At 63.4% G+C, this 25,707-nt stretch carries 25 protein-coding genes and 1 pseudogene; 15 read left to right on the forward strand and 11 right to left on the reverse strand.

Translation table 11 applies throughout. The features are described 5' to 3' along the window. The 4 genes and pseudogenes from Q0L57_RS17100 to Q0L57_RS17115 form a co-directional block, all read left to right on the forward strand. Positions 1-320 (forward strand): annotated as a pseudogene (locus tag Q0L57_RS17100) (5-oxoprolinase); the annotation flags it as partial. A gap of 5 nt (positions 321-325) precedes the next feature. Next, positions 326-832: an acetone carboxylase subunit gamma gene (locus tag Q0L57_RS17105; RefSeq protein WP_296744336.1), complete on the forward strand. Its 507-nt coding sequence runs from the start codon at positions 326-328 to the stop codon at positions 830-832. An 8-nt stretch (positions 833-840) separates the two neighbouring features. Next, positions 841-1,611: a glucose 1-dehydrogenase gene (locus Q0L57_RS17110; protein ID WP_296744337.1), complete on the forward strand. Its 771-nt coding sequence runs from the start codon at positions 841-843 to the stop codon at positions 1,609-1,611. An 18-nt stretch (positions 1,612-1,629) separates the two neighbouring features. Next, positions 1,630-2,457, forward strand: a complete 828-nt coding sequence (locus Q0L57_RS17115; protein ID WP_296744338.1) for an SDR family oxidoreductase — start codon at positions 1,630-1,632, stop codon at positions 2,455-2,457. A gap of 50 nt (positions 2,458-2,507) precedes the next feature. Here the strand turns inward: Q0L57_RS17115 and betI are convergent, their stop codons facing one another. After that, entirely contained in the window at positions 2,508-3,146 is a 639-nt protein-coding gene (gene betI / locus Q0L57_RS17120) for a transcriptional regulator BetI (RefSeq protein ID WP_296744339.1), read from the reverse strand. 111 nt (positions 3,147-3,257) lie between these two features. Between betI and Q0L57_RS17125 the strand changes: the two genes are divergently transcribed. From Q0L57_RS17125 to Q0L57_RS17145, 5 genes are all read left to right on the forward strand, one after another. After that, the gene (locus tag Q0L57_RS17125; protein ID WP_296744340.1) at positions 3,258-4,295 is read left to right on the forward strand and encodes an alcohol dehydrogenase catalytic domain-containing protein; all 1,038 of its coding nucleotides are present in this window, start codon (positions 3,258-3,260) and stop codon (positions 4,293-4,295) included. Between the two features lie 118 nt (positions 4,296-4,413). After that, positions 4,414-5,352: an ABC transporter substrate-binding protein gene (locus Q0L57_RS17130; RefSeq protein ID WP_296744341.1), complete on the forward strand. Its 939-nt coding sequence runs from the start codon at positions 4,414-4,416 to the stop codon at positions 5,350-5,352. A 94-nt stretch (positions 5,353-5,446) separates the two neighbouring features. Next, positions 5,447-6,508, forward strand: coding sequence for a glycine betaine/L-proline ABC transporter ATP-binding protein (locus tag Q0L57_RS17135; RefSeq protein ID WP_296744342.1), 1,062 nt, complete (start codon positions 5,447-5,449; stop codon positions 6,506-6,508). Beyond that, positions 6,505-8,598, forward strand: coding sequence for a proline/glycine betaine ABC transporter permease (locus Q0L57_RS17140; RefSeq protein ID WP_296744343.1), 2,094 nt, complete (start codon positions 6,505-6,507; stop codon positions 8,596-8,598). The genes Q0L57_RS17135 and Q0L57_RS17140 overlap by 4 nt, the downstream gene beginning before the upstream one ends. A gap of 194 nt (positions 8,599-8,792) precedes the next feature. Continuing rightward, positions 8,793-10,076, forward strand: a complete 1,284-nt coding sequence (locus Q0L57_RS17145) for an O-antigen ligase (RefSeq protein ID WP_296744344.1) — start codon at positions 8,793-8,795, stop codon at positions 10,074-10,076. A gap of 68 nt (positions 10,077-10,144) precedes the next feature. Here Q0L57_RS17145 and Q0L57_RS17150 read toward each other — a convergent pair whose 3' ends face one another. The 3 genes from Q0L57_RS17150 to Q0L57_RS17160 form a co-directional block, all read right to left on the reverse strand. Further along, positions 10,145-11,236, reverse strand: coding sequence for an acyltransferase (locus Q0L57_RS17150; RefSeq protein ID WP_296744345.1), 1,092 nt, complete (start codon positions 11,234-11,236; stop codon positions 10,145-10,147). Positions 11,237-11,354: 118 nt separating this feature from the next. Then, the gene (locus tag Q0L57_RS17155) at positions 11,355-12,524 is read right to left on the reverse strand and encodes a polysaccharide biosynthesis/export family protein (RefSeq protein ID WP_296744359.1); all 1,170 of its coding nucleotides are present in this window, start codon (positions 12,522-12,524) and stop codon (positions 11,355-11,357) included. A gap of 192 nt (positions 12,525-12,716) precedes the next feature. Next, positions 12,717-13,394 carry a sugar transferase gene (locus Q0L57_RS17160; protein ID WP_296744346.1) on the reverse strand — a complete coding sequence of 226 codons (678 nt, stop codon included), beginning with the start codon at positions 13,392-13,394 and terminating at the stop codon, positions 12,717-12,719. A 607-nt stretch (positions 13,395-14,001) separates the two neighbouring features. Here Q0L57_RS17160 and Q0L57_RS17165 point away from each other — a divergent pair. Then, complete coding sequence (locus Q0L57_RS17165; RefSeq protein ID WP_296744347.1) at positions 14,002-14,274, forward strand: exopolysaccharide production repressor exox; 273 nt, start codon at positions 14,002-14,004, stop codon at positions 14,272-14,274. On the opposite strand, the gene Q0L57_RS17170 is transcribed toward Q0L57_RS17165, so the two are convergent. The 7 genes from Q0L57_RS17170 to Q0L57_RS17200 all read right to left on the reverse strand — a co-directional run bounded on the left by Q0L57_RS17170 (position 14,248) and on the right by Q0L57_RS17200 (position 20,575). Continuing rightward, positions 14,248-16,143 (reverse strand): ABC transporter ATP-binding protein, encoded by a 1,896-nt coding sequence (locus Q0L57_RS17170; protein ID WP_296744348.1) that lies wholly within the window; start codon positions 16,141-16,143, stop codon positions 14,248-14,250. The two genes, Q0L57_RS17165 and Q0L57_RS17170, sit on opposite strands and share 27 nt — an antisense overlap. 5 nt (positions 16,144-16,148) lie before the next feature. Further along, positions 16,149-17,132: a serine kinase gene (locus Q0L57_RS17175; protein ID WP_296744349.1), complete on the reverse strand. Its 984-nt coding sequence runs from the start codon at positions 17,130-17,132 to the stop codon at positions 16,149-16,151. Next, a complete protein-coding gene (locus Q0L57_RS17180) occupies positions 17,129-19,045 on the reverse strand; it encodes a lasso peptide isopeptide bond-forming cyclase (protein WP_296744350.1) in 1,917 nt (638 codons plus the stop codon). The genes Q0L57_RS17175 and Q0L57_RS17180 overlap by 4 nt, the downstream gene beginning before the upstream one ends. A 3-nt stretch (positions 19,046-19,048) precedes the next feature. Further along, positions 19,049-19,465 (reverse strand): lasso peptide biosynthesis B2 protein, encoded by a 417-nt coding sequence (locus Q0L57_RS17185; RefSeq protein ID WP_296744351.1) that lies wholly within the window; start codon positions 19,463-19,465, stop codon positions 19,049-19,051. Then, positions 19,449-19,748, reverse strand: coding sequence for a PqqD family protein (locus Q0L57_RS17190; RefSeq protein ID WP_296744352.1), 300 nt, complete (start codon positions 19,746-19,748; stop codon positions 19,449-19,451). Before Q0L57_RS17190 ends, Q0L57_RS17185 begins: the two co-directional genes overlap by 17 nt. A 156-nt stretch (positions 19,749-19,904) precedes the next feature. After that, a complete protein-coding gene (locus tag Q0L57_RS17195) occupies positions 19,905-20,057 on the reverse strand; it encodes a lasso RiPP family leader peptide-containing protein (RefSeq protein ID WP_296744353.1) in 153 nt (50 codons plus the stop codon). A 227-nt stretch (positions 20,058-20,284) separates the two neighbouring features. After that, entirely contained in the window at positions 20,285-20,575 is a 291-nt protein-coding gene (locus Q0L57_RS17200; protein ID WP_296744354.1) for a hypothetical protein, read from the reverse strand. On the opposite strand from Q0L57_RS17200, the gene Q0L57_RS17205 reads away from it, so the two are divergent. From Q0L57_RS17205 to Q0L57_RS17225, 5 genes are all read left to right on the forward strand, one after another. Next, positions 20,568-21,728, forward strand: coding sequence for a nucleotidyltransferase family protein (locus tag Q0L57_RS17205; RefSeq protein ID WP_296744355.1), 1,161 nt, complete (start codon positions 20,568-20,570; stop codon positions 21,726-21,728). The two genes, Q0L57_RS17200 and Q0L57_RS17205, sit on opposite strands and share 8 nt — an antisense overlap. Positions 21,729-21,797: 69 nt before the next feature. Then, positions 21,798-22,814: a glycosyltransferase family 2 protein gene (locus tag Q0L57_RS17210; RefSeq protein ID WP_296744356.1), complete on the forward strand. Its 1,017-nt coding sequence runs from the start codon at positions 21,798-21,800 to the stop codon at positions 22,812-22,814. A 126-nt stretch (positions 22,815-22,940) separates the two neighbouring features. Beyond that, on the forward strand, positions 22,941-23,321 hold the full coding sequence (locus Q0L57_RS17215) for a hypothetical protein (protein WP_296744357.1): 381 nt from the start codon (positions 22,941-22,943) through the stop codon (positions 23,319-23,321). A gap of 232 nt (positions 23,322-23,553) precedes the next feature. Next, positions 23,554-24,324, forward strand: coding sequence for a family 16 glycosylhydrolase (locus Q0L57_RS17220; RefSeq protein WP_296744360.1), 771 nt, complete (start codon positions 23,554-23,556; stop codon positions 24,322-24,324). Positions 24,325-24,391: 67 nt separating this feature from the next. Continuing rightward, positions 24,392-25,707, forward strand: a 1,316-nt coding sequence (locus Q0L57_RS17225; RefSeq protein WP_296744358.1) for a UDP-glucose/GDP-mannose dehydrogenase family protein, incomplete at its 3' end; no start/stop codon positions are given.

Genomic DNA, 25,707 nt, shown 5'->3' on the forward strand with positions numbered 1-25,707 from the left:
ACGTCGAGAACGGCTTCCTGACCAAGGAAGCGGCGGAAGGCATCTTCGGCATCGTGCTCGACGAGGACAAGGAAGGCTTCCCAGTCGCCAATATAGAAGCCACCAAACGCCACCGCGCCGAGATGCGGGCAAGGCGCCTAGCGCGCGCAAGGCCGGTTTCCGAATGGATCGCCAAGGAGCGCGAGCGGGTGAAGGCAGCCGATTTCGCGCCCGAGGTGAAGAAGATGTATGCCAGCGCGATCAAGCTGTCGCCGCGCTTCACCAAGGACTTTTCGACCTTCTGGGATGTCGATGCCAAATCGACCTTCGGCGTGGAGTAAGGACCATGACCTCATACAGCAAGGAAGTCATCGCCGATCTGGTTGCCGGCACGCTGCCCTGGCCGCAGACGCGCCGCATCATGAGCGCCTACAAGGACGACGATCGTTTCTTGAAATATGTCGCGGTGCTGCAGGATCGCGTCGGCTGGAAAGACCCGATCCTGCTGCCTGTCGGCGACCATCTCTTCATCTGCCAGAGCGGCGGCGAGCGGGTGACGAAATGCGAATGCGGCCACTCCTTCGGCGACTACCGCAAGAACTGGAAGCTGAAGGCCGCGATCATCGTGCGTGACAGCGAGGTATCGCTGCGCGAGATTTATCCCAACAGCGATCTGCCAGACCCGGACTGGATGGAGATCCGCGAATTCATCTGCCCGCAATGCGGCACGCTGCATGAGGTCGAGGCGGCCGCCCCCGGCTATCCGATCGTGCACGATTTCGAGCCGGATCTCGAGGGCTTCTACCGCGATTGGCTGGGCAAGCCGCTGGAGTCGTCCAACAAGGGAGGGTGATGCCGAAAATGAGCCGCGTCGCAGGCAAGGTGGCGTTCGTTACCGGGGCCGGGCTCGGCCTCGGCCGGGCGTCTTCGCTTCTTCTGGCGTCGGAAGGCGCCAGGTTGGTCGTCAGCGACATCGACGAAAGCCTCGCGGCCAGCACGGCGGCTGAGATCGTCAAGGCTGGCGGCGAGGCGCTGGCGTTGCGCCACGATGTGTCGAAGCCCGAGGACTGGCCCGCCGTCATGGCGGCGGTCGAGCAGCGCTTCGGGCGGCTCGACGTGCTGGTCAACAATGCCGGCATCGCGATAGCCAAAAACGTCGAGGACACGACTTTGGCCGAGTGGCGGCGCACCATGGCGATCAATCTCGACGGCGTCTTCCTCGGCTGCCAGGAAGGCATCAGGCTGATGAAGAAATCCGGCGGCGGATCGATCATCAACCTGTCCTCGATCGACGGCATCATCGGCGAGGCCGAACTGGCGGCCTATTGCGCCTCCAAGGGTGGCGTGCGCACCTTGACCAAGGCGGTCGCCGTTCATTGCGCGGAGCAGCGCTACGCTATCCGCTGCAATTCCATCCATCCCGGCTACATCTGGACGCCGCAGACCGAGAATTACCTGCGCGACCTCGGCAGGCTCGAGCAGGAGAAAGCCAAGGCGCTGTCCCGTCACCCGATCGGCTTTCTCGGCGAGCCCAGGGACATCGCCTACATGGTCCTCTATCTCGCCTCCGACGAATCCAAATTCGTCACCGGCGCCGAAATGGTCGTCGACGGGGGCTATCTTGCGGTGTGAAGACGGAGATTGCTTGCCATGACCAACCTCGCCGGCCGCAGTGCGATCGTCACTGGCGGCTTTTCCGGAATGGGCTTCGCCATCGCAACCGCTTTGGCCAAGGCCGGCGCCAATGTCGCCGTCGGCTCCTATGTTGCACCGCCGCAGGCGGGCAGGGTGGATGCCGCCTATTACCCGGGCGCGGAGGAGATCGAGCGCGTCCGCTCGGCGCTTGCGGCGCATGGCACCAAGGTCCATGCGGCGCATCTCGATGTCCGGGACACCGCGCTCACCAATTTGTTCTTTGCCGAGGCTGAGGCAGCCGTTGGTTGCGCAGATATCCTCGTGAATGCCGCCGGCACCACTGCCGAGCAGCCGATCTGCGGCCATTCCGACGAGCTCTGGGACAAGATCGTCGACACCAATCTCACCGGCGCCTTCCGCATCACGCGCGCTGTGCTGCCCGGCATGATCGAGCGCGGCTGGGGCCGCATCGTCAACATCGGCTCGACCGCGGCCTCGGTCGGCTGGAGGGATAATCCCGCCTATTGCGCTTCCAAGGCCGGACTGCTCGGCCTGACCCGTTGCGTCGCGCTCGAAGGCGCGCCGCACGGCGTCACCTGCGTCATGATCAGTCCGACCTGGGTCGAGACCGAGCTGATGCGCCGCAACGTAGCGCAGGTGGTGGCGCGCGAAGGCAAGGGTCGCAGCGTCGAGGACGCGATGGATGAGTTCAGGAAGGCCAATCCTCAGGGGCGCATGATGCAGCCGGAGGAGATCGCGGCTCTCGCCGTCTTCCTTTGCTCGGATCTCGCCAAGGGCATCACCATGGAAAACATCCAGATAACGGGTGGGGCTTTGTGGTGAAACCCACGCCGGCAAGGAGCGTCCTCAACCGCTCGCTGCCGGCGAGAACTTCAAGCCGCTCGCAGCTGAAGTCTTTTCAGCTTCGACACCGTACCCGCACCAAGCATCCGTTCCGAATATTCGACAAGCAGCGCTTTCGCCTCAAGATGCGAAATGTCGTCGTCGGAATGCCCGCGCCGCAGCCAGAAGCCATCAAGCATGGCGGCAAAGCCGCGCACGAAATGGTCGATCTCGCCCTTCGAGCAGAGCGGCGACAGTGCCGAGCCTATGTTCGACCGCAGCCGCTGATAGAAGATATTCTGCAGCTGTGCGTAGCGCGGATTGTGGGCTGCTTCCGCGTAGAAGGAAATCCAGGCATTGGCCGTGTTGCGCTCGAACTTCTCCTCCGGAAAATTGCCGTCGATGATCGCCGTCAAGCGTTCCCAGCTGGTCTCGGCCAAGCGCAGGTTAACCACCACGGCGTCCATGATGAGCCGGTTGGCATAGCGCACCATCTCGAAAAGCACCTGGTCCTTGTCCTTGAAGTAATAGGTCAGGATGCCCTGGGACATACCGGCTTCGTGGCAGATCCTCGTGGTTGTCAGGCCTTTCAGGCCATCGCGCAGGAAGATGCGATGCGCCGCCTCGATGAGTTCGATCCGCCTGATGTCTTGGATGCGGGTCTTCTGTCTTCTCGCCCTGGTCGCCATGAGGTTCGTATATCCGAGGAAATTTTTGTACGCTCTAACAAATTTTTCTATTGTCATATAATTTTGGCAAGCCTACGCTGCGGAGGCAAGCATCGGCCAGGCAGGCAATCGATGACGTCACACACTCAAACGATGCGGGCCGCGGTTCTGGGCGGATATGGCGAGCCACTCGCCGTCACCGGCGTTCCTCGTCCCATGGCCGGTCCAGGCCAGATTCTGGTGCGGCTGCAAGCCTGCGGCGTCTGCCACACCGACGTGCATATCTGGCGCGGCGAGAGCGTGCCGCCTCACGCTCCATCGCCTTTCGTCATGGGTCATGAGGGCGTCGGTCGCGTCGAGGCGCTGGGCGAGGGCGTGAGCGGCTGGGCGGTCGGCGACGGCGTCGGCGTGCCATGGATCCACGATACCTGCTGCCGTTGCGACGAATGCCTGGACGGCTACGAATCGTTCTGCCAGCACCATCGAGCGCACGGCTTGAACGTGCCCGGCGCCTTTGCCGAGTATGTGGTCTGCGACGCGAGGTTCGCGGTCGCGTTGCCTGAAACAATCGATCCCGTGACGACCGCCCCGCTGATGTGCGCCGGCATTACCGCCTATGGCGCGGTGAAGCGGGCCGGGTTGAAGGCCGGGGAGAGCGCCATCGTGTTCGGGTGCGGCGGGCTTGGCCTCTACGCCGTGCAGATCGCCAGCCGACTCGGGGTGAGAGTGCTCGCGGTCGATCGCGATCCGGTGAAACTGGAGATTGCCCGCATTTACGGCGCGGCCGAAACCGAGATCGCCGATAGCGGTCTGTCGTCACGGCTGGCGGCCAGGGGCGAGAAATATCACGCCTGCATCAATTTCGCGCCGACCGCCGCCACCTGGGAGGCGATGGTCGCCGGCATCCGTCCGCGCGGCAGGATCGTCGCCGCGGCGATGGTGTTCCAGCCGGTTCCCCTCATCCAGGAATGGCTGACGGCCACCGGTGTCGTCATCACCGGCACCAGCGTCGGCACCAGGCAGGAGATGCGTGAGCTGGTGGACATGCACGTCCGCAAGCCGCTTGAAACGACAGTAGAAACAATAAAGTTGGAGGAGGTGTCGAACGCGCTGGCCGTCCTTGAGAAAGGCCAGTCGAAGGGCAGGTTCGTCATACGTTTCGCCGGCTGATCAACAAAACGTTTACACCGGCAAATGGAGTGGCGCGCGAAAACAGGTTTGCGGTAGCCTTTCCGCCGCAAGTACCGAATTCAGGTCAAACGATAAAATCCAAAACAGGGGAACAATCATGCCGAATTCAACCAGTTTCATTAATGCCGGCCTTGGCCTTGCGCTGATGCTTGCCGGTACGACGATGGCGCAAAGCGCCGATCTCGGCGCCAAGGACGAGCCGATCAAGCTCGCCATGCTCGAATGGACCGGCCAGCACGTCACCACCCACATAGCCGGCCAGCTTCTTCAGAAGCTCGGCTACAAGGTCGAATACGTCACCGCCGGCAACTTCCCGCAATTCTCCGGTCTGGCGGACGGCTCGCTCAGCGCCTCGGTCGAGATCTGGCTGAACAATGTCGGCGACATCTATCCCAAGGTGCTTGCCGCCAAGCAGATCGAGGACATCGGCAAGCTCGACCTGAAGACGCAGGAAGGCTGGATCTATCCCAAGTTCATGGAGACGGTCTGCCCTGGCCTGCCCGACTGGAACGCGCTCAACAAGCCGGACTGCATCAAGGCGCTGGCGACGCCGGAGACGGCGCCCAACGCGCGCTTCCTCGACTATCCGGCCGACTGGGGCTCGCGCGCCGCGACCATCCTTGCCGACAATTCCATGCAATACACGGCCGTTCCCGCCGGTTCGGAAGGTGCGCTGGTCGCCGAGCTGGAGGCGTCCGAGGCCGCCAAGACGCCGCTGGTGATGATGTTCTGGGGTCCGCACTACGCGCTGGCTGAGAACGATGTCGGCTGGGTGACGATGCCGCCCTGCAAGCAGCAGACCAACGATCACTGCATCACCCCGCCCGATGTCGACAAGATCGTCTGGTCCGGCTTCGGCGCCAAATGGCCGGCCGCCTATACCTTCCTGAAGGCGATCAAGATGGATGCGGGCGAACAACAGAAGCTGATGCTTGCCGTCGACAAGCAGGGCAAGGATCTCGACGCCGTCGTCAAGGAATGGATCGACAAGAACGAAGCCGTCTGGAAGCCCTGGGTCGACGGCGCCAAGGGCTGATCCGGCCGATGTGCCTGAGAAAATTTGAGGGCGATCAAGGCCCGGCTCCCGCTATGCGCGGGACCGGGCACTCGACCGGCGCGGATGGCTGCCCATGAACACCGCCCCACGCCCGATAAAACTTGCCTGCCGCAATGTCTGGAAGGTCTATGGCCGGCGTCCGGCCTATTACTTCGACTCGCGCGGCTATGTGATCGATCCCGATGCGCTGGCCGACCGCCTGCGCGCGGAAGCGCATCTGCCGGCCGTGGTCGACGCCAGCTTCGAAGTGGCGACCGGCGAAATCTTCGTCATCATGGGCCTGTCCGGTTCCGGCAAGTCGACCCTGGTGCGCTGCCTGTCTCGCCTGGTCGAGCCGAGCGCCGGCGAGATCCTTCTCGACGGGAAGAACCTGCTCAAGGCCAGCGGCAAGAAGCTCATCGAGCTGCGCCGGCACGCCATGGGCATGGTCTTCCAGAATTTCGGCCTGCTGCCGCATCTCAGCGTGCTCGACAATGTCGCCTTCCCACTGAAGATCCAGGGCAAGCCGGCAAAGGAACGCGAGGCCCGCGCCCGCGAGATGGTCGCCCTCGTCGGGCTCGAGGGCCGCGAGGCTTCCTACCCCCACCAGCTTTCCGGCGGCCAGCAGCAGCGGGTCGGCATTGCCCGCTCGCTCGCCGTCGGACCGGAACTCTGGTTCCTCGACGAGCCCTTCTCCGCGCTCGATCCGCTGATCCGCCGCCAGATGCAGGACGAATTCCTGCGCCTGCAGAAGATGCTGAAGAAGACCATCATCTTCATCACCCATGACATCGCTGAGGCGTTCCGGCTGGCCGACAGGCTGGCCATCATGCGGGCCGGCAAGATCGTCCAGATCGGGCGTCCGGCCGACATCGTGCTCAACCCTGCCGACGAGTATGTCGCGCAGTTCACCGAGGACATGCCGCTGCTGCGCGTCATCACCGCTGGCGACATCGCCGTCGCCGCCAACGGCGCGGCGCTACCGGAGCAGAGCATCGCCGCCGACACGAGCCTCGAGGCGCTGATCCCGCGGCTGGCTTCCGGCGCCACGGCTTTCAGCGTGCCGGGCGCCGGCGACACCCCGCCGGCGCTTCTCAGTGCCAGCGCGGTGCTCGCCGTGCTGGAGCGCGAACAGGCAAGGCGTACGCGACAATGACCGCCGCGCCGGCCGCCACGCTACGATCTTCACCCAGGTTCGCGGTCGAGCCGGCGCTTCTCCCCTGGTGCGGGCTGGCCGTGCTTGCCGCGCTTTGCCTGCTTTTGAAGACGGACTTTCCCTGGCTGGTCACGTTCCCGAAGGAATGGACGCTGCCGATGGCAGCCTACCTCAACGCGGTGACCGATGCCGTCGTCGCTGTCGTCCAGCCGGCATTCCGGGCGCTGTCGGCGCTGCTCGACGCGCCGATGCGTGGTGTGCGGGTAGCCCTGGCCTGGCTGCCCTGGCCGGCCGTGATGCTCGCCACGACCGCGCTCGCGGTGAAGTCCAGCGGTGGCAGGTTGGCCATCTTTGCAATGTTAGCGCTTGCTTACATCATTCTCGCCGGCTATTGGCCGCAGAGCATGAACACGCTTGCGCTGGTGCTGCTGGCGGTCCCGATCTCGACCGTTCTGGGCTTCCTGCTCGGCGTTCTCGGCTATGCTTTTCCGCGCTTGCGCCCGGCTCTGCTCGGCTTGCTCGATCTGATGCAGACCGTGCCGGCTTTCGCTTACCTCATCCCGCTGTTGCTGCTCTTCGGCTTCGGTCCGGTGGTGGGGCTGATCGCAAGCGCCATCTATGCGACGCCGCCGATGGTGCGCAACACGATGCTGGGCCTCGACCGGGTGCCGGCCGCCATCAGCGAGGCCGGCCTGATGAGCGGCTGCACGCGCCGCCAGCAGTTCTGGCAGGTCGAGGTGCCGACGGCGTTGCCGCAGCTTCTCGTCGGCTTCAACCAGACGACCATGGCGGCGCTGTCGATGGTCATCGTCGCCGCCATCATCGGCGGCTTCGAGGACATCGGCTGGGAGGTGTTGTCCTCAATGCGCAAGGCCGAATTCGGCCAGAGCATTCTTTCGGGCCTCGTGATTGCGCTGCTCGCCATCCTTATCGACCGGCTGACCATCGGCTTTGCCAGGGAGCCGGCAACCGGGCCGACACCTGCCATGCAATGGATGACGCAGCGCCGGCTCGTGATGTCGCTCGCGGCCGCGTTCGCCCTTGCGGTCGTCATTCACCTTGCCGCCCCGGATGCAACCCTGTTGCCTGACACGGCGCTGCGCACACAGATGGGCCCCGTCAATCAATGGCTCCTTGGCCTTGTGCGCGACTACGCCTGGTTCTTTGACGGTGTCCGCAATGCGGTCCTCTATTGCCTGCTTTTGCCGATGCGGATCGGAATTTCGGGGGCCGCGGCGCCAGCCATCTGGGGCTTTGCGCTCTCGCCGTCGGTGGTCACCGGCTATTGCGTCCTGGTTCTGGTGGCTGCCGGGCTTCTGTTACACCGCTTCGGTTGGCGGGCAGGCTTGGCTGCTCTCGCCGCCGGCTTCATCCTCTACACCGGTTTTCTCGATCTGCCCTGGCCAGTCTTCATTCTCGCCTTTGCCTTGCTTGCCGGGCAGGTCTCCGGCGTCCGGCTCGGTATTTTCGCACTCGTCGGTTTCGCCTTGATCCTCGTCAACGGATTGTGGCCGCAACTGGTCCAGTCGCTCTATCTCTGCACGGTGGCGGTGCTGCTTTGCCTGCTTGTCGGCGGCGCGCTCGGTGTGTGGGCGGCGCACAGCGACCGTGTGTCGCGCATCCTGAAGCCTATATGCGACGCGCTGCAGACAATGCCGCAATTCGTATTCCTGATACCTGCGTTGATGTTCTTCAAGGTCGGCGAGTTCACCGCGCTGATAGCCATCATGCTCTACGCCATTGTGCCGCCCATCCGCTATGTCGAGCATGGACTGAGGCATGTGCGCGCCGACGTGGTGGAGGCTGTCGAGCAGATGGGGGCGACACGAACACAGACGCTGCTGCAGGCCAAACTGCCGCTGGCGCTCCCCGTGGTGATGCTCGGCCTCAACCAGACGATCATGGCGGCGCTGTCCATGCTGGCCATAGCGGCGCTTGTGGGCACCCGCGATCTCGGGCAGGCGGTCTATGTCGCGCTGGGCAAGGCGGATGCCGGCATGGGCCTGATTGCCGGCCTGTCGATTGCCTTCCTCGCCATTCTGGCCGACCGCCTGATCCAGGCCGCTGTCGCGCGGTCGGCAGCCGCCTGAGGGCCGTCGCCCCATTCCAGCCTTCTCGCCATGCAACAAAGCGCTCGATGGCCGCCCCTTTCGCCCGTGACAACATTTCCGGTTGAGCCGCCGGCGATAGGGCGATAGGTTATGCTGCAGTGCACAATGTATTCCGGCCAAGCCGCACATTGGCTGGCGCCGGTATAGAAGGCTCAACGGACAAAAAATCCGGCATGAAGATTCCGAAATCCATTCTGATCGATCCGGACCGGAACGAAACCTACGGCGTCTTTGCCGTAATGGTTTCGGTCTTTGCCTTCGCCTACTCGTCCAATTTCGGCCAGATCCTGATCCTGGCCTATTACGCCGTCTGGCTGCCTCTTCTCTTCGTCGATTACCGGCGCTTCTCCCGCAACCTCTCTGGCGCGTGGCTGCCGCTGCTCTTCGCTGCCTATGTCTGTTTTTCGGTATTCTGGTCGCAGGCGGCCGGCATCAGCGCCCGGGCGGGCGTGCAGTATTTCTCGCATATTCTCTGCGCTTATATCGCTGCTCGCACCATCAGCGTCCGAACGCTGGTGGTTGGCGTGCTGATCGGCACATTCGTAGTCCTCCTCTATTCGCTGAAAGTCGGCGCTTACGCCCTCGACACGATCGACGGCACCGTCAATTTCGTCGGCGCTTTCGGCTCCAAGAACCAGGTCGGCCTCTTTTCCTCGCTGGGCATCTTCTTTTGCCTCGTTTTCCTTGTCTTCTATCGCCGCAACTGGCTGAGTTTCATCTGGACCGCCCCGATCATCCTGTTGTCGGTCTATATGCTGGCGATCGCCCATTCCGCGACATCCGTGGCCTCTCTCCCGGTGGTTCTTGGCATCGTTGCCTTGCTGACCATGAGCAAGGTGCTGTCGCGTCGCTACCGTCGCGTGCTGTTCGTGGTTGGGGCCGGCGCGCTGGTCGCCGGCGTGGCGGCCGCCTTGAACCTCGGTCTACTGGACGCCGTGCTCGGCATCTTCGGCAAGGACTCGACCTTGACGGGCCGCACCTATCTCTGGGAACAGGGCTGGGCGGCGGCGATGGAGCGTCCCTGGCTTGGCTACGGCTATGCCGCCTATTGGCTCCAGGGCTTTGCCGATCCCGAAAGGCTGTGGGCGGAGTTCTACATCTCGACCCGCACCGGCTTCCATTTCCACAACACCTATGTCGAAACCCTGGTCGAGCTCGGCTTCGTCGGTGTGACGATGCTGGCGCTGATCATCCTGCGCTCCTTCTATGGCCATGTATCGAAGGTCGTGTTCGGTCATTGGAACGCCGATTCGGTGGTGCTTGCAGGCGCGATCGGGCTGATGCTGATCCGCTCCTTCTTCGAGGTCGAGATGCTCGGCCCCTATTTCATGGCCTCCTTCATCGTCTACTACGGACTGTTCACGCTGAAGCCGGTGCCGGCCGCCCGCCGGCTGCGGGCACCGATGCCTGTCGAGGAGCAGAAGCCGGCAGGCCGGCGCATGACGGCGGCGGTCTGAGGCTCGGCCCGACGTTTCCAGGACAGCTAGCCTGGGCCCCCACGGGCAGATAATCATTTGTCTTCTATCTAAGCCACGGCTCGCGAGCGCTGCATCTGCCGCTGCAGGAAGCGCCGCAGCGGCTCGTCATAGATGCGCGTGGCGATGTCGGCGATGACGACGACCGCGACGGCCATGACGATGCCGAACCAGGGATGGTGTGCAAACGGATCGATCGACACCGCCTTGCCGGCGCCGGCGATGATCATCAGCATCGGCGTGTGGATGATGTAGATCGGGTAGGAAATCCGCCCCAGCCAGCCGTAGAAGCCTGAAAGCCGCGCCGAGGTGGGCGCCACGGCTCCGGTCACGACCAGGACCGGAAACACCAGGACGATGCAGGCGAGGTCATAGGCGACGCGCGCACCGCCCCCGGGCGCGATGGCGAAGACCACCAGCGTCAGCGCGATCGCTGCTTCGACCCACCAGCCACGCCGCAGGAAGCCGAGGCTGCCCTGGTAGCCGGCCAGCGAGCGGCATAGCAGGACACCCAGGAAGAAGGAGAACGACACGCGCGGCAGCCCGCTGATGATGGTCTGGCCGGTCATGCCGAAATCGAGCGTTCCGGCGACCACCGTCGCGACGACCAGCAGCACCAGGCTGGCGCCGATGACCGCGGTCAGCACGCGCCTCGACAGCAGGAAGAAGACGGCGACATAGGCGATGTTGACGATCAGCTCGAAGAACAGCGACCACGAGGCGGGGTTGAGCGGGAAGATCGTGTGATACGCCTCGCCGACGAGCGGGATGAAGAAGATGCCGGTCGTCAGCTGCGTGCCGATCTCGGACATCGGCATGTATTCCGCCGGCATCAGCCGGTTCTTGACCAGCAGGTAGAAGAAACCGAGCAGCGTGCCGGCGAGGTAGAGCGGGTAAAGCCGTATCAGCCGGATCGCCAGGAAGGTGCCGAAGCCCATGCCGTTCTCGATCTTGCGGTCATAGGCATGCGCGATAACGAAGCCGCTGAGGAGGAAGAACAGGTCGACGGCGAGATAGCTCGACGGCAGCACCTTGCCATCGGCGAGGAACGGCGAGAAATGGTAGAGCATAACGCTGATCGCAGCCACGCCGCGAATGGCGTCGAGATTGAGATAGACGTGACGCGGAGCGGCGGCCTGCATTTTTGCCTTCAAGCGGTCCAAAACAGTTCGCCGCTCGCAGCCTGGCGCGAGCGAGCCTTACTTGTCCTAGCCGCTTTCCTTTCGCTGGCAGCGGCTGAGCAGGCGTTGACGGACAAGACTACTGGCTGGCCGTCGGCGCCAGCTTCACCTTGATCACGTCGCCGGGCTCCACTGGCGTGTCTTCCTTGGCGTCGACCTCGCTCGTCTTGCCGTCGGCAATCCGCACCAGCGAGTAGAGAAGGCTCGGTTCCTGGCTGCCTGTGATGGCGGCCGTCGTCTCGGGGTCCGATGCCTGGGCGATCAGGCCTTTTTGCATGCCCACCCTGAGTGCTGCCGTATTCAGGTCGGCTTCCGTCTGCTGCCGGTCGGCGGTCAGCGACGAGGTCAGCGTGTTCTGGGCATCGATGGCGTCCTGGCTCGCCTTGCTGATCGACTGCTTGGCGGTCAGGATGGCCGTCTCATAGTCGAGGATCTTGCCCTGCAGGTCCGTGACGGTCTGCTGAGAGGACAGCAATCGCGCGTTGGCGACCAGGCCCTTCTGCGCCAGCGGTCCGATGCTGGCGGCCTGCTGTTCGGCCAGGTCGACCTGCTTCTGCTGGTTGACGATCTTCTTCTGCAACGATTCGATTTCCGCCTGGAGCACGCCCTTGAGCTCGTCGAGCGCGTCCAGCTTCAGCTTCAGCGCCTTCCGGTCGGAGGTCAGGATCGCCGTCTCGTCGGCGACGATGGTCGACAACCTCGGATCGCCCTCAAGCTCCTTCGGCACCTCGAAGGCCGTTTGCCCGGCGAGATCGGCGTCGATGCGGGCGCGCTTGACGAGGAGACGGACGCGCTGGTCGTCGTAAATGTCGAAGTTGCCCTTGGCGGTGACGAGATCCTTGCCGAGCTGCGGACCATAGTCGGCATTGCGCCGGATGCCGCCGGCGATGCTGATCGCCTTGAGCACGGTGAGGTCGGGCACGAACGGAAACTGGCCGGGGTTCTGCACCTCGCCCGAAATGTAGAACGGTCGGAATTGCGCCATTTCGACCGAGGCTTCCGGCTTGTCGGGCAGGGCCAGCTTGCGCTGCAGGGCTTGCCCGATCGCCGCCGCGATTTCCGAAGTGGTCTTGCCATTCGCGGGGATGTCGCCGACGAACGGTACCGACAGCGTTCCGGCAGGTCCGATCGAATAGGCGCCGTTGATGGCCGACCAGTCGCGGAACGTGCCGTCCACCGTCTGCCATTCGGCGACGCGAATGTTGAGCTTGTCGAGTGGGCCAAGGCGATAGTCGTCGGCCGAGGCCATGTGCGGCGCCGCGAGCGACAAGACAAGCGCCGCAACCGCGAAGCGGCCTGGCGCCTTGGAAAGAAGGCTGCCGGCGAAGGGCAGTCCGAAGATGTATTTTTTCAACTGAACGTTTCCGATCCGCTTTGCCCCATCCGCCCGATGAGATTTCTGCCGGACGCCTGCCCCAAAGCCTCGGAGCAGGCTTTGTGGTCAGTAAGAACCGCGCGACATCCACACGGCAGGCACGGTCTTCATGATGATGCGAATGTCCTCGACCATCGACCAGTTCTCGACATAGTGGCGGTCGAAGGCGACGCGGCTGTCGTAGGACACGTCGTTGCGCCCGCTCACCTGCCAGAGGCCGGTCAGGCCGGGCCGCGACTTCAGGTAGTAGACCGCGGCGCTGCCATAGATCTCGAGCTCGTCACGAACAACCGGGCGCGGTCCAACGAGGCTCATATCGCCCTGGAGGATGTTGATGATCTGCGGCAGCTCGTCCAGGCTGAGCTTCCTGAGCACCTGGCCGACGCGCGTGACGCGCGGATCATTCTTCAGCTTGCGCGTCGCCGCCCATTCGGCGGCGGCATCCGGATTGGCGGCAAGATGCGCCTTAAGCACACGCTCGCCGTCCTGCACCATGGTACGGAATTTCAGGCACGCAAAAATCCGGCCGCCGCGGCCGATTCGCTTGTGGCCGTAGAAGATCGGGCCACGGTCCGAAAGCTTGACCAGCAGCGCGACCATGAGGAAGAGCGGGCTGAGCAACACCAGCCCGGCGAGTGAACCGACGATATCGAAACTGCGCTTCAGCAGACCACCGATGGGGGGTGGAAAATCGATGCCGGCTTGCGAAAATCCGGCATTTGCCGACTTGGCGACGTCCCTCATGCAGAAGCTCCATACGTTGAACGGATGGTTTACGGCACGATACCAAAAAAATGCTGCAGCGCAACACACAATTTCCTATATGCGTGAAATGCTCACGTCATGAATTGACCAAATAATAAACCGCGCCTGCCCAAATGTTGGTCTTTGTGGCACGTTTATGACAAGCTGAGAGAAATTCCCGAAAATGTAGTGCCATTTTTGGGCCGTTTTTGGACAGCACATTCTTTGCTGCAGAGGAACCGGGGTCGCAGGGAACGAGAATCACTCGTGCCGACAAGGTATTCCCGTAAAATACTAATTAATATTATAGGCGTTACTGGGAGGGGTTTCGATGCTCTGAATAGGCGACCGCACCGGAGTGTGCGCCGCAGCACGGCAGAGTCGATCCCGCAAAATCATTGGAAAAAACCCACGGCTGGCCTTTCTGCCTGTTCACCGCCTTAATAGAGTCGCAAACTGTTTCTGTCATAGTCTGAACGCGTCGGAAAGGCCGTAAGCAACCGGAAAAATTGGGCAGTCAGAAATAGCACCGTGGCGCTATGGGGAGTTACGCGGGTGGGTAAGTCGCAGCTTTTGCATGCTCGTATCGGTTGAGGGGCCGGCGAACATGTCTCTTCCAAAATTCATCGTCGGAATGATGTTCGCACTCGCGATCGTAATTGGCTGGTCCATCGTCGATGGCGCTTCGGCCGGTACCGTTGCCATGCGAGCCGTCATTTGCGCGGCAATTATCCAGGCGGGCTATTTCCTGCTCGTCTACGTCATGATTGCCAGGAGCACGCCGACGCCTGCCAGCATGGTGCGGGATGCCGACCGCGGCGCCATCCTAAACAAGGTGGCCGAAGGCGAAAAGCTAGGCGCCAGGCGCAGCCTCCACTGACCGTTCAGCGGGCATCGTAACCGGCGCGGCCTCGGCCGCTGTCGCGCCATCGCGCTCCGCCTGCTCGCCCGATAGCATCCTGGCCAGCCGGCTGCCGGCCTTTGCCTTCAATCGCTGATATTGCCCGACCTCGACGACGCGGCCGTCCTCGATGGCCACAACCCAGTCGGCAAAGGCGATCATCGATGGCCGGTGCGCGATGGTGAGGATGGTCATCTGGCCGCGCAGCCCATCGATCGATTGGGCGATCAGCGATTGGTTCTGCCAGTCGAGCGCGCTCGTTGCCTCGTCGAGGATGAGCAGCGATGGCTTTCGCAGCAGCGCGCGCGCCAGCGCGACGCGCTGGCGTTCACCGCCCGAAAGCCTGACGCCGCGGTCGCCCACGACGGTTTCGAGCCGCAGTTCGAGCCGTTCGACGAAGTCGGCGGCATGCGCCTTGCGCAGCGCGGCCCAGAGCTCCTCCTGGCTCGCATGCGGCGCCGCCAGCCGCAGATTGGCGGCAAGCGTGTCATGCAGCAGGAACACATCCTGCGGCACATAGGCCACCCGGTCGCGCCAGGCTCTCCGGTTCTGCGCGCTGATCTCGATGCCGTCAGCGAGGATCCTGCCCCCGGTCGGCTCGAGCAGGCCGAGCAGCATATCGGCGATCGTGCTTTTCCCCGAACCGGAAGGACCGATCAGCGCCGTTACCTTGCCGGCCGGCAGGCCGAACGTAACGTCGTCGACCACCGGCTTGGCGGCCTCGCCGCCATAAGCGAAGGAAACGTTGCGAATGTTGAGGCCCGTGTCGAGCGACAGCCTGGCGCCTTGTCCGGCATCGCCCTGCGCCGGCTCGCGTTCGGCGTCGAAGCGTGCCTGCAGGCTCCGCATCGAGGTGTAGGCGGGGATGTTGATCAGCACCTGCTGCGCCTGGATCTGGATGTCCAGGAAGCGCGGCGCGACCCGCATGAAGACCAGGAGCAGCACGACGATCTCGGCGAGCGAGAGATGGAAGCGCACCAGCGCGAGATAGATAAACAGGCTGAGCCCGACCACACTCGCCACCTGGAATAGCGCCGTGCCGAGCGTGCTGTTGCGGACATAGGCAATGTTGTCGGCCTTCATCTTGTCCAGCGTCGCGCGGAGTTCCGCGAAATAGCTTGCCTCGACGTTCAGGCTTTTCGCCACCTTGATGCCGCCGAGGAACTCGGAGACCGTGCGGTACTGGTCCTGGCGGTTGCTGGTCAGCATCCGGCCATATGCAGAGGCGCGCGCCCTGAATGGCTGCAGCGCGATCAACATCACCACGCCGATCAGGATGGCGAAAGAGGTCATCACCGGCGAGATGAGCAGCGATACGACGAGATACCCAGTCAGAAGCAGCGCTGCCTGCGCGAGCATCAGCAGCGAGAAGGCGGCCACCTGCACCCGGTCGATGTCGCCGTTCAGCGCGTGGTCGAGGTCGGAACTGCGTGTTCGGGTGAAGACGTCCCAGCGCGCCTTGCCGATGCTTTCGAAGAAGCTCATCCGCACGCGGTTGACGAAATCATAGAGCAGCCGCGCCATGTAGATCGACTTGAAGCGGTTGAACATCGCCTGCAGCGCCACCAGGGCGACAAGCAGGCAGAGCACCGTCGCCAGGGAGATAGTTCCGCCGGGCACCAGCCAGCGCAGGGCGTCGGGCAACCGGATGGCGAAATCCTGGTCGGCCTTGTCGATCAGATGCAGCAACGGGATGAGCAGCAGGATCGAGATGCCCTCGGTCAGGCTGCCCAGGATGAGAAAGACCAGCGCGGTCACCGTGCGGCGCCCGCCTATATGCGCCATCACCGCGCCGAAACCGGCGACCTCGCGCAAAAGCGGCAGGCGAAGCTTGGAAGACCCGCCCATGGCCTTCACCGTGCCTCTACGCCGGCCGCCAGATCGCGCTCGATCAGGGCGACCGCTTCGTCGATCCGTTCCAGTCCGGCCGGCACTTCGAGACGGCAAACGCCGATCCGGCCGGCAAGCTCGGCGCACTGGCGCAGGTGGGTCGAGGCAAAGTCGCCAACCAGCGCCTCCCGGCCGAATCGCGTGACATAGGAGAATCTGATGATGGTCGGCAGGGCGCCCGCGGCCGGCAGCGGCGCGATCGCCGCTCGCTCGCCGCGCTCGAGCATATAGATGCGCGATACGGGCACCGCCTCGGCTGAAAACCCTTTGTGCAGCCTATGCTGCGCCTTGTCGATTTGCGGATGCACCTGAGGGCGCACCTCCGCGTCTTCGATGCGGATCGCGCCGGCTGCGTCGGCGGCGAGCTTCAACTGCGGAAAGCCCGGCAGCACCGTTGGCCGTCGCGCATCGGACAGGTCGAGCGCGACGACGTCGTCGGTAAGCAGGCGGTGACCGGCGCGGATCATTGCGCCCGCCGTCGTCGACTTGCCCGCCCCCTTGTCGCCCATGAAGATCACGCTCCTGCCGCCGACATTGATGGCGCTGGCATGCAGGACGAGCAGACCGCGCTGGTGCAGGAGCAGTGCCATGACCGGTCCGAGCAGTGGAAAGGCAAGCAACGCGTCGTCGATGCCTGGCGCGGGTTCGACGTCGATCCGGTTGGTGCCGTCGATCAGGAAACCGCCGACCGCCTGCCACGAAAGATACTGGCGCTCGGGCTCGAAGCGGAAGGCGGCCCCTTCGGATGACGCCCTCGGGAAGTCGATCGGCCGGACCGCGATCTCGATGTCGGGCGTTGCGGGCGTCGTCGGCTCGAGTTCCGGCAAGGCCACCTGGGAACTGACCGTCAGCCCGTAGGCTTTGTAGAAATGTCGGCCACGGCCGCTTCGGGCGTCCGGCCCGGCAGCGAGGTCGGCTCTCGTGGCAAGGGCGATCGGAGAGTTCATGCTGGGCGTCCGCTGTCTTGGATCTGGCGCAGCCATAGCGACAGCGAGGCCGAACGCCACAGATGCTGGACATCCGGCAGCGTCGCCTGCTCCGGCTGCCGCAATATCCGGGCATAGATTTCTGTCACTTCCGGCAAGTTGACGTAGGGCGCGATCCGGTCGCTGTCCGACACCAGCAGCTTGTCCAGCAGGTCGCGATGGTTGCCGAGCATGCCCTTGACCAGATTGGAGGTGAAATCGATCTTGTCTCGCCGCCACTGCACCGCCGGCGGCAGCACGCCTTGCATGGCTCGGCGCAGGACATGGCGGCCGAAGCCGTTCCGCAGCTTCTCCTCGCCCGGCAGCGCAAGGCAGAACTCGACCAGTGGCTTGTCCCAGAACGGATAGCGCGGTTCGATGCCGAAATTGGCGGCGGCCTTGTCCAGCACTTCGAAAGCGTGCGGCACCAGCCCGGTCGACAGCAGCCAGCGATGCGTCAGCGTTTCGCTGGCGGTGACGCTGGCGGGCATATAGCCGGCGCGGTGGAAACGCTCGGCGAGGTCCGTGCGCCTGGCAAGCTCCGGATTGACCAGGCCTGTCCATGCGGCACGCGCCTGGGGCGGTGATTGAAGCCGCAGGCGCGCCAGCAGGCGCCGCAACCGGCTTCTAAGACGAGCAATCCGCCAGGCCGGGCCGTAAATGGTCAGGAATTTAAAATACAGGCCGAGCATGCCGTCGCCATAGGTGTTGGCAGCACTATGCAGCTCGCTCCAGAGCTCCAACCACCTGCCGGCATTGGCGAGCTCGTGGAGATGCCCGTGGCCTTGCGATACGACCTCGTCGCCGCCATGGCCGTCGAGCAGCACCCTGACGCCCTTGGCGCCCGCGGTGCGGTAGATGTCGCGGGTCAGCGACAGGCCGGGCGCCAGGAACGTCCCTTCCTGCTCCTCCAATATGCGTTCGAACTCGGCGAAGGGCGCATAGTTGCCGACGGATATCAGCGTGCCGTCGAGCTGCTGCTGGTCAAGTACGGCATCGATGAACGGCTTTTCGTCCATCGGCGAGCCCTTGCCGAAAACCAGCGAGAAGGTCTTGAGCCTGGGGTTTCCGGCCGCAGCATGGCGCCGGCCGGCGACGCAGGCTATCGAGGACGAATCGAGGCCGCCGCTCAGCATCGCGCCGACGGCGGATGTGCCCCGCATCCGGTTCTCCACCGATCGGGAGAAGAGATGCGCGAATTCTTCGGCCGCGTCCGAACGCAACGGCCGCTGCGACGGCTCGATCTGCCAATAGCGGCGCAGCCCCTCCTGGCGGTCCGTCGCAACCAGGCTGTGCCGGGCCGGCAGCCGGAAGATCTCCGCGTAGGGGGTGGATTGCGGATCATCCGGCAAGCCGGCCAGGAAGCCGGAAATCTGATGCTCGCTGATCTGCCTGCCGACGCCGTCGAGCGCCAGGATGGGGCCGATCTCGGAGGCGAACGCAAAATGCTTGTCGTTGGAATGGTAGTAGAACGGTTTGACGCCGAAATGATCGCGCACGCAAAACAGTGCCCCGCGCTCCGCGTCCCAGATCGCGAAGGCGAAATCGCCTTGCAGATAGGTCGGGCAGGCCTCGCCCCATTTCAGGTAGGCGCGCATCAGAAGCATCGCGTCGGCCACCGAGCGGTCGCGGATGCCGAGCCGCGCCAGCAACTCATCGCGGTTGTCGAGCCGGCAGTCGGCGGTGATGGCAAGCTTGCCCCCGGCCATCGTCAGAGGGCCGGGACTGTTCTCGTCTGTCGTGTCGAGCCAGGCGTGGCCAAGCGCCACGTTTTCCCGCGTCCACCACGAACTGCCGTCGCGGGCGCGATGGCGCATGCGCGCCAGCATCTGCTGAACATCGCCTGCGGCGGCCGGTTTGCCGTGCCGGTGCAGAATTCCGGCGACGCCGCTCATCGCTTACTGCCCATGGTCGACAAGAGGGGCAAACCCGCTCATCGATCCGCCGAGCACGATATGGTTGCCGCTGACCAGCCAGGCATGCGCCTTGAGTTGCTTGCCGGTGTCCCGTTCGACGCCGATCCGGATGTTGGAGGCGCTACCCCGCCGGGCGAGCAGGTATTGGCCCGCCAGGGCCTGGGTAAGGCAACTGGCGCCAGGCACGAACCGCGCGGCGGCAGCGACACCCCAGGCGACGCGCCGCAGGTCGCCGAGGCTGGCCGTGTTCCTTGCGTCCAGCCGTGTCACCATGCTGCGAAGCCAGTTATAGGAGGAAAAGGTCAGTCCAAGCCGAACGACCGCCACCACCGCCAGGCAGTGCGCCAGAAAGACCATCTCCCGGCCGCTGAGCGACCGGAGCCTAGACCAGTTCCTCACGGTGCAGTCTCGCAAGCCCTGCTTCGGTCAGCCCTTTGAGCAGGCCCTCGACATCGGCCTTGCAGCGCTCGGCATCGACATCGTAGCGCGTCAGCACGGCGTTCCGGATGTCGAGAAGCGACCTTGGTTCCTGGATCAGCTCCCAGATATAGGCGCCGACGCCGTTCAGGCTATAGTAGATGTTGGATTTCAAATGGAGCAGCGCCAGTCCGTCGCCGAATTCGCAAGCCACTGCTTCGCCGGATGAGACGATGCGGTCATTGTCCGATGGGTTCCAGTGCATCCTAAAACCTCATTGTTGAACGCCATCAGTCGTCGAACCTGAGGGCTCGGTTGCCGGCGATTGCCCCGGGCAGGAAGCCGGGGGACGGTGCCCCCCGGCTCACCTGTCAACCAAGCATCCGAAGCCCCAACTGCGTCACTACGGATGCTGATAGGCTCAAGAGAACGTGAGCTCGCCGACCGGCGTGTGCGCGGGAAAGGTCGCGTCCAGCGCCGTCGTGCCAGCACCGCCCTGCGTGATCGTTTCAATCGAACCGTGAACCGTCAGGCTGGGAGTTTCGTACTCATGCTTCTCAACATTTTGTTCCATTCTACTCTCCAATTAAGGACTGGAAGCGGCGCCGAAGTGCCGCCAGCATATTGCTTTGCTGCAATATGCTGCGATGCGATTGCTGCACGGCAACATTTATGAGTCAAGCCTGATTTACCAGGCATTAATCAATTCTCGGTTGCGTCTGCCTTCATCGGTGATCGGAACGGGAGCGACATCATTTTCTGAGAGATACCGCTCGACGATCAAGGACGCTCGTTTGCCACTTAAATAAGCATATGATTTAATTGCGATATTTTTTTGAACGTCGATACCTGTTTCGCATTTGCGAAGAGATTGCTGCGGGAAAATCCAATTGCCGGCTCAAGCTTAGGCCTAACCAAACTGTCTTCAAATGTGATTGGGCACGGATCGATCATAAACGCAGGAGTTGCATAGCTGCGGTTGGGCATCGAAGCGACTGGACCGCCGGCTCGATTTTGACGATGCTTTTGTTCGCAGGTGCGGTATAAAAGCTGTGTGCGGTTTTTGCGGAGAGCGACATCGGGCATGGCCATGCAAGACGCTTCCTACGACAGGCTGCGCGCCGCCGGCTGCGCGGACGAAGTCGCCTATGTGCAGGCGTGCCTGAGGTTGTTCTTTTCTCCGGGCACCGACTCGGTTGGCGCGAGCCACGGCGAGATGCCGGTGCCCGCGATCTCCGCTGCTAACGTCGCCGACATTGCCAGGCTGAACAAGGTCGCGGTGTTCCTGCTCAAGGCGCTCGGACGCGCGGCGGCGGCCGCGACGCCGCCGGAACTGCCCGCTTGGCTGGATGCCTACCGCCGGCGGACCATGGCGATGAATGCAACCTGCCTCGGCGATTCGATCCTGATCCACCAGGCGCTGCGGGACAGGCAGGTCGACTTCGTTTTCCTGAAAGGGCCGCTGCAGCAGCATTTGCTCTACGGTGACCACTTCATGAAGCCATCCGGTGATGTCGACATTCTGGTTTCGCCGACCGGTTTCGCGGCTGCCCGCGAGGCCCTCCGCGCGATCGGATATGAGGTCGCGGGCAAGTCTCGATCGGTCTGGTGGGTGCGTTTCCTTGGCGAGCAGCACATGGTCCGCGACGATGGGGGGAGGGCCTCGACGGTCGATCTCCATCATCGATTGCAGCAGCCGGGATCACCCAGTCCGCGCGACATCGACGGCTTCCTGCGCCGCAGGCGCCAGGTTGAGGTCGCCGGCGCAGGCATGCCACTGATTTCGGCCTCCGACACATTGCTCTTGTCCTGCATCAGCGTCGCCAAGGCGTTCTTCAACCGCGAGCCTTGTGCCGGCTATGTCTGCGACGTCAGGGCAAGCGCCAGCCGGCTGAGCGAAGCCGAGCAGCAGAAGGTCCTCGATCACGCCGCCGAGCAGGGGCTGGCGGACACGCTGCTGCTAGGCCTGCGCGCGGCCGATGTGCTGCTCGGCGGCGCGGGCACGCTGCTCTCTGATCGCGCCACCCGGATTCTGGCGCGTATCGAAAATGCCGACCTCTTCCACATGGTGATCGCGCCCTGGCTGTCGTCGCTGCGCTGGCCGCAGCGGCGTCACGTGCTGTGGGAGTTGTGCGGACGGGAGCCTGTCCGCTACCTGGCCGAGGCCGGATGGGCGGCTTCCGCCGATCTCAGCCGGCGCATTTTCGAGCGGCCGGCGCTCGTCGAGCCGGGGCGGGGCAACTGATGAGACCGGTAACCATTCAATCTTCCGGGCAGGGGTCGGCAATCATCCATGCAATCGAAAGGTGAACCCATGCCCGTGACCACCCCGGGGGTCTGCGTCATCATCGCGGCCCGCAACGCGGCTAGGACAATTCCAGTCGCCATCGCTTCCGCCCTGCGCGAAGCCGAAGTGGCGGAGGTGGTCGTGGTCGACGATGCTTCCACCGACGATACGCAGGATGTGGCACGCGCCGCCGACGACGGCAGCGGCAGGCTGTCGATCATCCGCCTCGACGTCAATCGGGGACCGTCCTTTGCCCGCAACACCGCGATCAAGGCATCCAGATCGCCTTTCGTCAGCATTCTCGACGCGGACGATTTCTTTCTCGAAGGCCGCTTCCGACGGCTGTTCGCCAGCGCCGATTGGGATTTCGCGGCGGACAACATCATGTTGATCAGGGACGATGCGGCGACCGATCCGACCAAGGTCTCCGCCCCGCTTTTCGCCGCTGATCCCGAATTTCTCGATCTGGAGCGATTCGTCGATGGCAACATTTCCCGCCGCCGTGTCCTGCGCGGCGAGCTCGGCTTCCTGAAGCCGGTGATCAGCCGGGCGTTCCTCGACAGGCATGGACTGAGCTATGATGAGAACCTGCGGCTCGGCGAGGACTACGAGCTCTATGCGCGCGCGGTCGCCTGCGGAGCGCGTTTCAAGGTCATCAGGTCCTGCGGTTATGGCGCGATCGTTCGCGCCGATTCGCTGAGCGGCAGGCACCGGACGCAGGATCTGAAGCGCCTTGCCGATGCCGATCTGGCGTTGCTGGCGATCGACAACCTGCCGGAGGGTTCGAAAGCCGTCCTAAGGCGCCATGAGCGCCACGTCCGCGACAAGTACCGGCTGCGCAATTTCCTCGATGTGAAAGCCGAGCGGGGTCTGGCCTCGGCCGCCGCCTATGCCTTTGCCAGCCAGTCGAATCTCATTCCAATCGTTCGGGGCGTGGCCTCGGACAAGCTGGATGCGCTGTTCCGGCGCACCGGAATTGCCGCAAAGCAACAAGTTCCTCCGTTGCGCTTCCTCATGGTGGGCACGAGCACTGTGAAAGACTGACCAGAGTGCCGGCTGGCGGCGGGCGTTGCTTTTGCAAAAACTGGCTTGCCGAAACAAGGAGGTTGCGTACTCGCACGGAGGATGGCAGTTTATGTTGCGATGCAGCAATTTCGAAAGGCCGATAGGATGGCGTCGATTTTTGGCTTCAGATCCCGGAATCCGGAACGAGACCGGCAGACGGATCTTCAGCGTTTTGACCGTCTCGCGAAGCTGTTCGACCAGATCAGCACCGAGATCGAGGCGGAGAAGGCCGGCCTGGAGAATCGATACCGGTCGACCTCGGCCAACGCGGCCTTTCTGGTAGAGGCGATGGAAAACGGCTCGGCTTCCACGGGAAAGCTGTCGGATGTCACCGCGATGACCAACGCCATCCTGAACTGCGAACGTCGCATTGCCGAACTCGCCCGTCAGAACGGGGTGATGAAGGATCTGCGTCATTCGCTTGACGCCATCGTCGAGGATGGTGCCGGGCAGTCCGGGTCGGCGAAGTCGGTGGCGCGAGGCTGACGAACGCCATACAGCGCCGTCATCGGTACGAAACCATACGAGGAGTTCAAGGGCGGAGGATCGGAAGGGCCCGCTTGCGGCGGGCCGGAAACGACTTTGGGTTGGGCGGACAACACAAAGGTGAGTTTGTATGAAGGCAGACCCGAAAAACACCCTCTTCGCGGTGGGTTCCGGCATGACGCGCACACGCTCGAGTGTGCCGGCGATGCTGCGGCACGGCCCCGCGGGCGCGATGTTTGCCGGCGCGGTCGTCCTGGCGGCGGCGCTTCATCCGGCGCATGCCCAGGAATTGCAGAGCGCGCCGTCATTCGTCGACGACTTTTCCACGTTCGACACCAAACGCTGGTACGTCTCCGACGGCTGGAGCAACGGCGCGCATCAGAACTGCATCTGGTCGAAGGATTTGGTCCGCCTTTCCGACGGTGCGCTTTCCCTAGGCTTCGAGAAGCGCAAGCTGAAGGACCGGCAATTCGCCTGCGCCGAGGTGCAGACGAAGCAACGCTATGGCTATGGCACTTATGAAGCACGGATGAAGACGGGCACCGGCTCCGGCCTCAACGCTGCATTCTTCACCTACATCGGCCCGCAGGACAAGCAGCCCTGGGACGAAGTCGACTTCGAAGTGCTCACCAAGGATCCCTCCAAGGTCCAGGTGAACAGCTACATCCGGGGTAAGCCGAAGAACGCCAAGCTGGTCGATGTCGAGGGCGGCGCGGACAAGGGCTTCAACGATTACGGCTTCGTCTGGGAGAAGCATCGGCTGCGCTGGTACGTCAACGGCAAGCTGGTCAGCGAAGTTACCAATCCCGATGAACTGCCGACCAATCCGCAGAAGATATTCTTCAGCCTGTGGGGCAGCGACAAGCTGACCGGCTGGATGGGCGCTTTCGTCGATCCGGGCCGCAAGGTGACTTTGGAAGTCAAGCGAGTCGCCTTCACGGCTCTGGGCGAGCCTTGCCAGTTCCCGGAATCGCTGGCTTGCAGCATAAATAAGAGCAACTAGGCCAGCCGGCCTGGGGGACACCGGCCGGGCCGCCAGGCGGCCCGGCCTTGAACAGGAACAGAACCGAATGAACTTGACGGTCTTTGGAATTGGCTATGTCGGTCTCGTCCAGGCCGCGGTGCTCGCGGAGGTCGGGCACGAGGTGGTGTGCGTCGACATCGACGAAGCGAAGGTCGAGCGCCTAAACCAGGGCTTCATCCCGATCTTCGAGCCCGGGCTGGAAAGCCTCGTCAAGGAGAACCATGCCGCCGGTCGCATTCGCTTCACCACCGACGCGGCCGCGGCGGTCAAGCACGGACAGATCCAGATGATCGCCGTCGGCACGCCGCCCGGTGAGGACGGCTCGGCCGATCTGAAATATGTGCTCGCCGTCGCCGAGGCCATCGGCCGGGAGATGGACAAGCCGAAGATCGTCGTCGGCAAGTCCACCGTGCCGGTCGGCACATGCGAGAAGATCAAGGCCAAGATCGCGGAGACGCTGAAAGCGCGCGGCCGTGAGGACCTTGCCTTCGACGTCGCCTCAAATCCCGAATTCCTAAAGGAGGGCTCGGCGGTGTCCGACTGCATGAAACCCGACCGCATCATTGTCGGCACGTCGAGCGAGGGCACCGAGGCGGTGATGCGCGAGCTCTACGCGCCGTTCAACCGCAACCACGAGAAGATGATCGTGATGGATGTGCGCAGCGCCGAGTTCACCAAATACGCAGCCAACTGCATGCTGGCGACCAAGATCAGCTTCATGAACGAGATGGCCAATCTCGCCGAGCAGCTGGGCGCCGACATCGAGGAGGTGCGCAAGGGCATCGGCAGCGATCCGCGCATCGGCTACCACTTCATCTACCCCGGCCTCGGCTATGGCGGCTCGTGCTTCCCCAAGGATGTGCGCGCGCTGATCAAGACCGCCGAGGGTGTCAAGTTCGACGCCAAGCTGCTGCGCGCCGTCGAGGAGCGCAACAACGCGCAGAAGTCGGTCTTGTTCGAGAAGGTCGACCGCTACTTCAAGGGTGGCCTTAGCGGCAAGACCTTCGCCATCTGGGGCCTTGCCTTCAAGCCGAACACCGACGACATGCGCGAGGCGCCGTCGCGCAACCTGATGGAAGCGCTGTGGGCGGCCGGCGCCAGGGTGCAGGCCTACGATCCGGAGGCGATGCAGGAATGCCAGGCCATCTACGGCCTGCGCGACGACCTGCTTTTGTGCGGCACCAAGGAGGCGGCTCTGCGGGGCGCCGACGCGCTGCTGATCTGCACCGAATGGAAGAGCTTCAGGGCGCCCTCCTTCGATGCGGTCAAGGACGCGCTGACCACGCCGGTCATCTTCGATGGCCGCAACCTCTACGACCCGAAGGTGATCGCGCGCTACGGCATCGAATATTTCTCGATCGG

The sequence above is a fragment of the Mesorhizobium sp. genome (assembly GCF_024509055.1).
GTDB lineage: Bacteria > Pseudomonadota > Alphaproteobacteria > Rhizobiales > Rhizobiaceae > Mesorhizobium.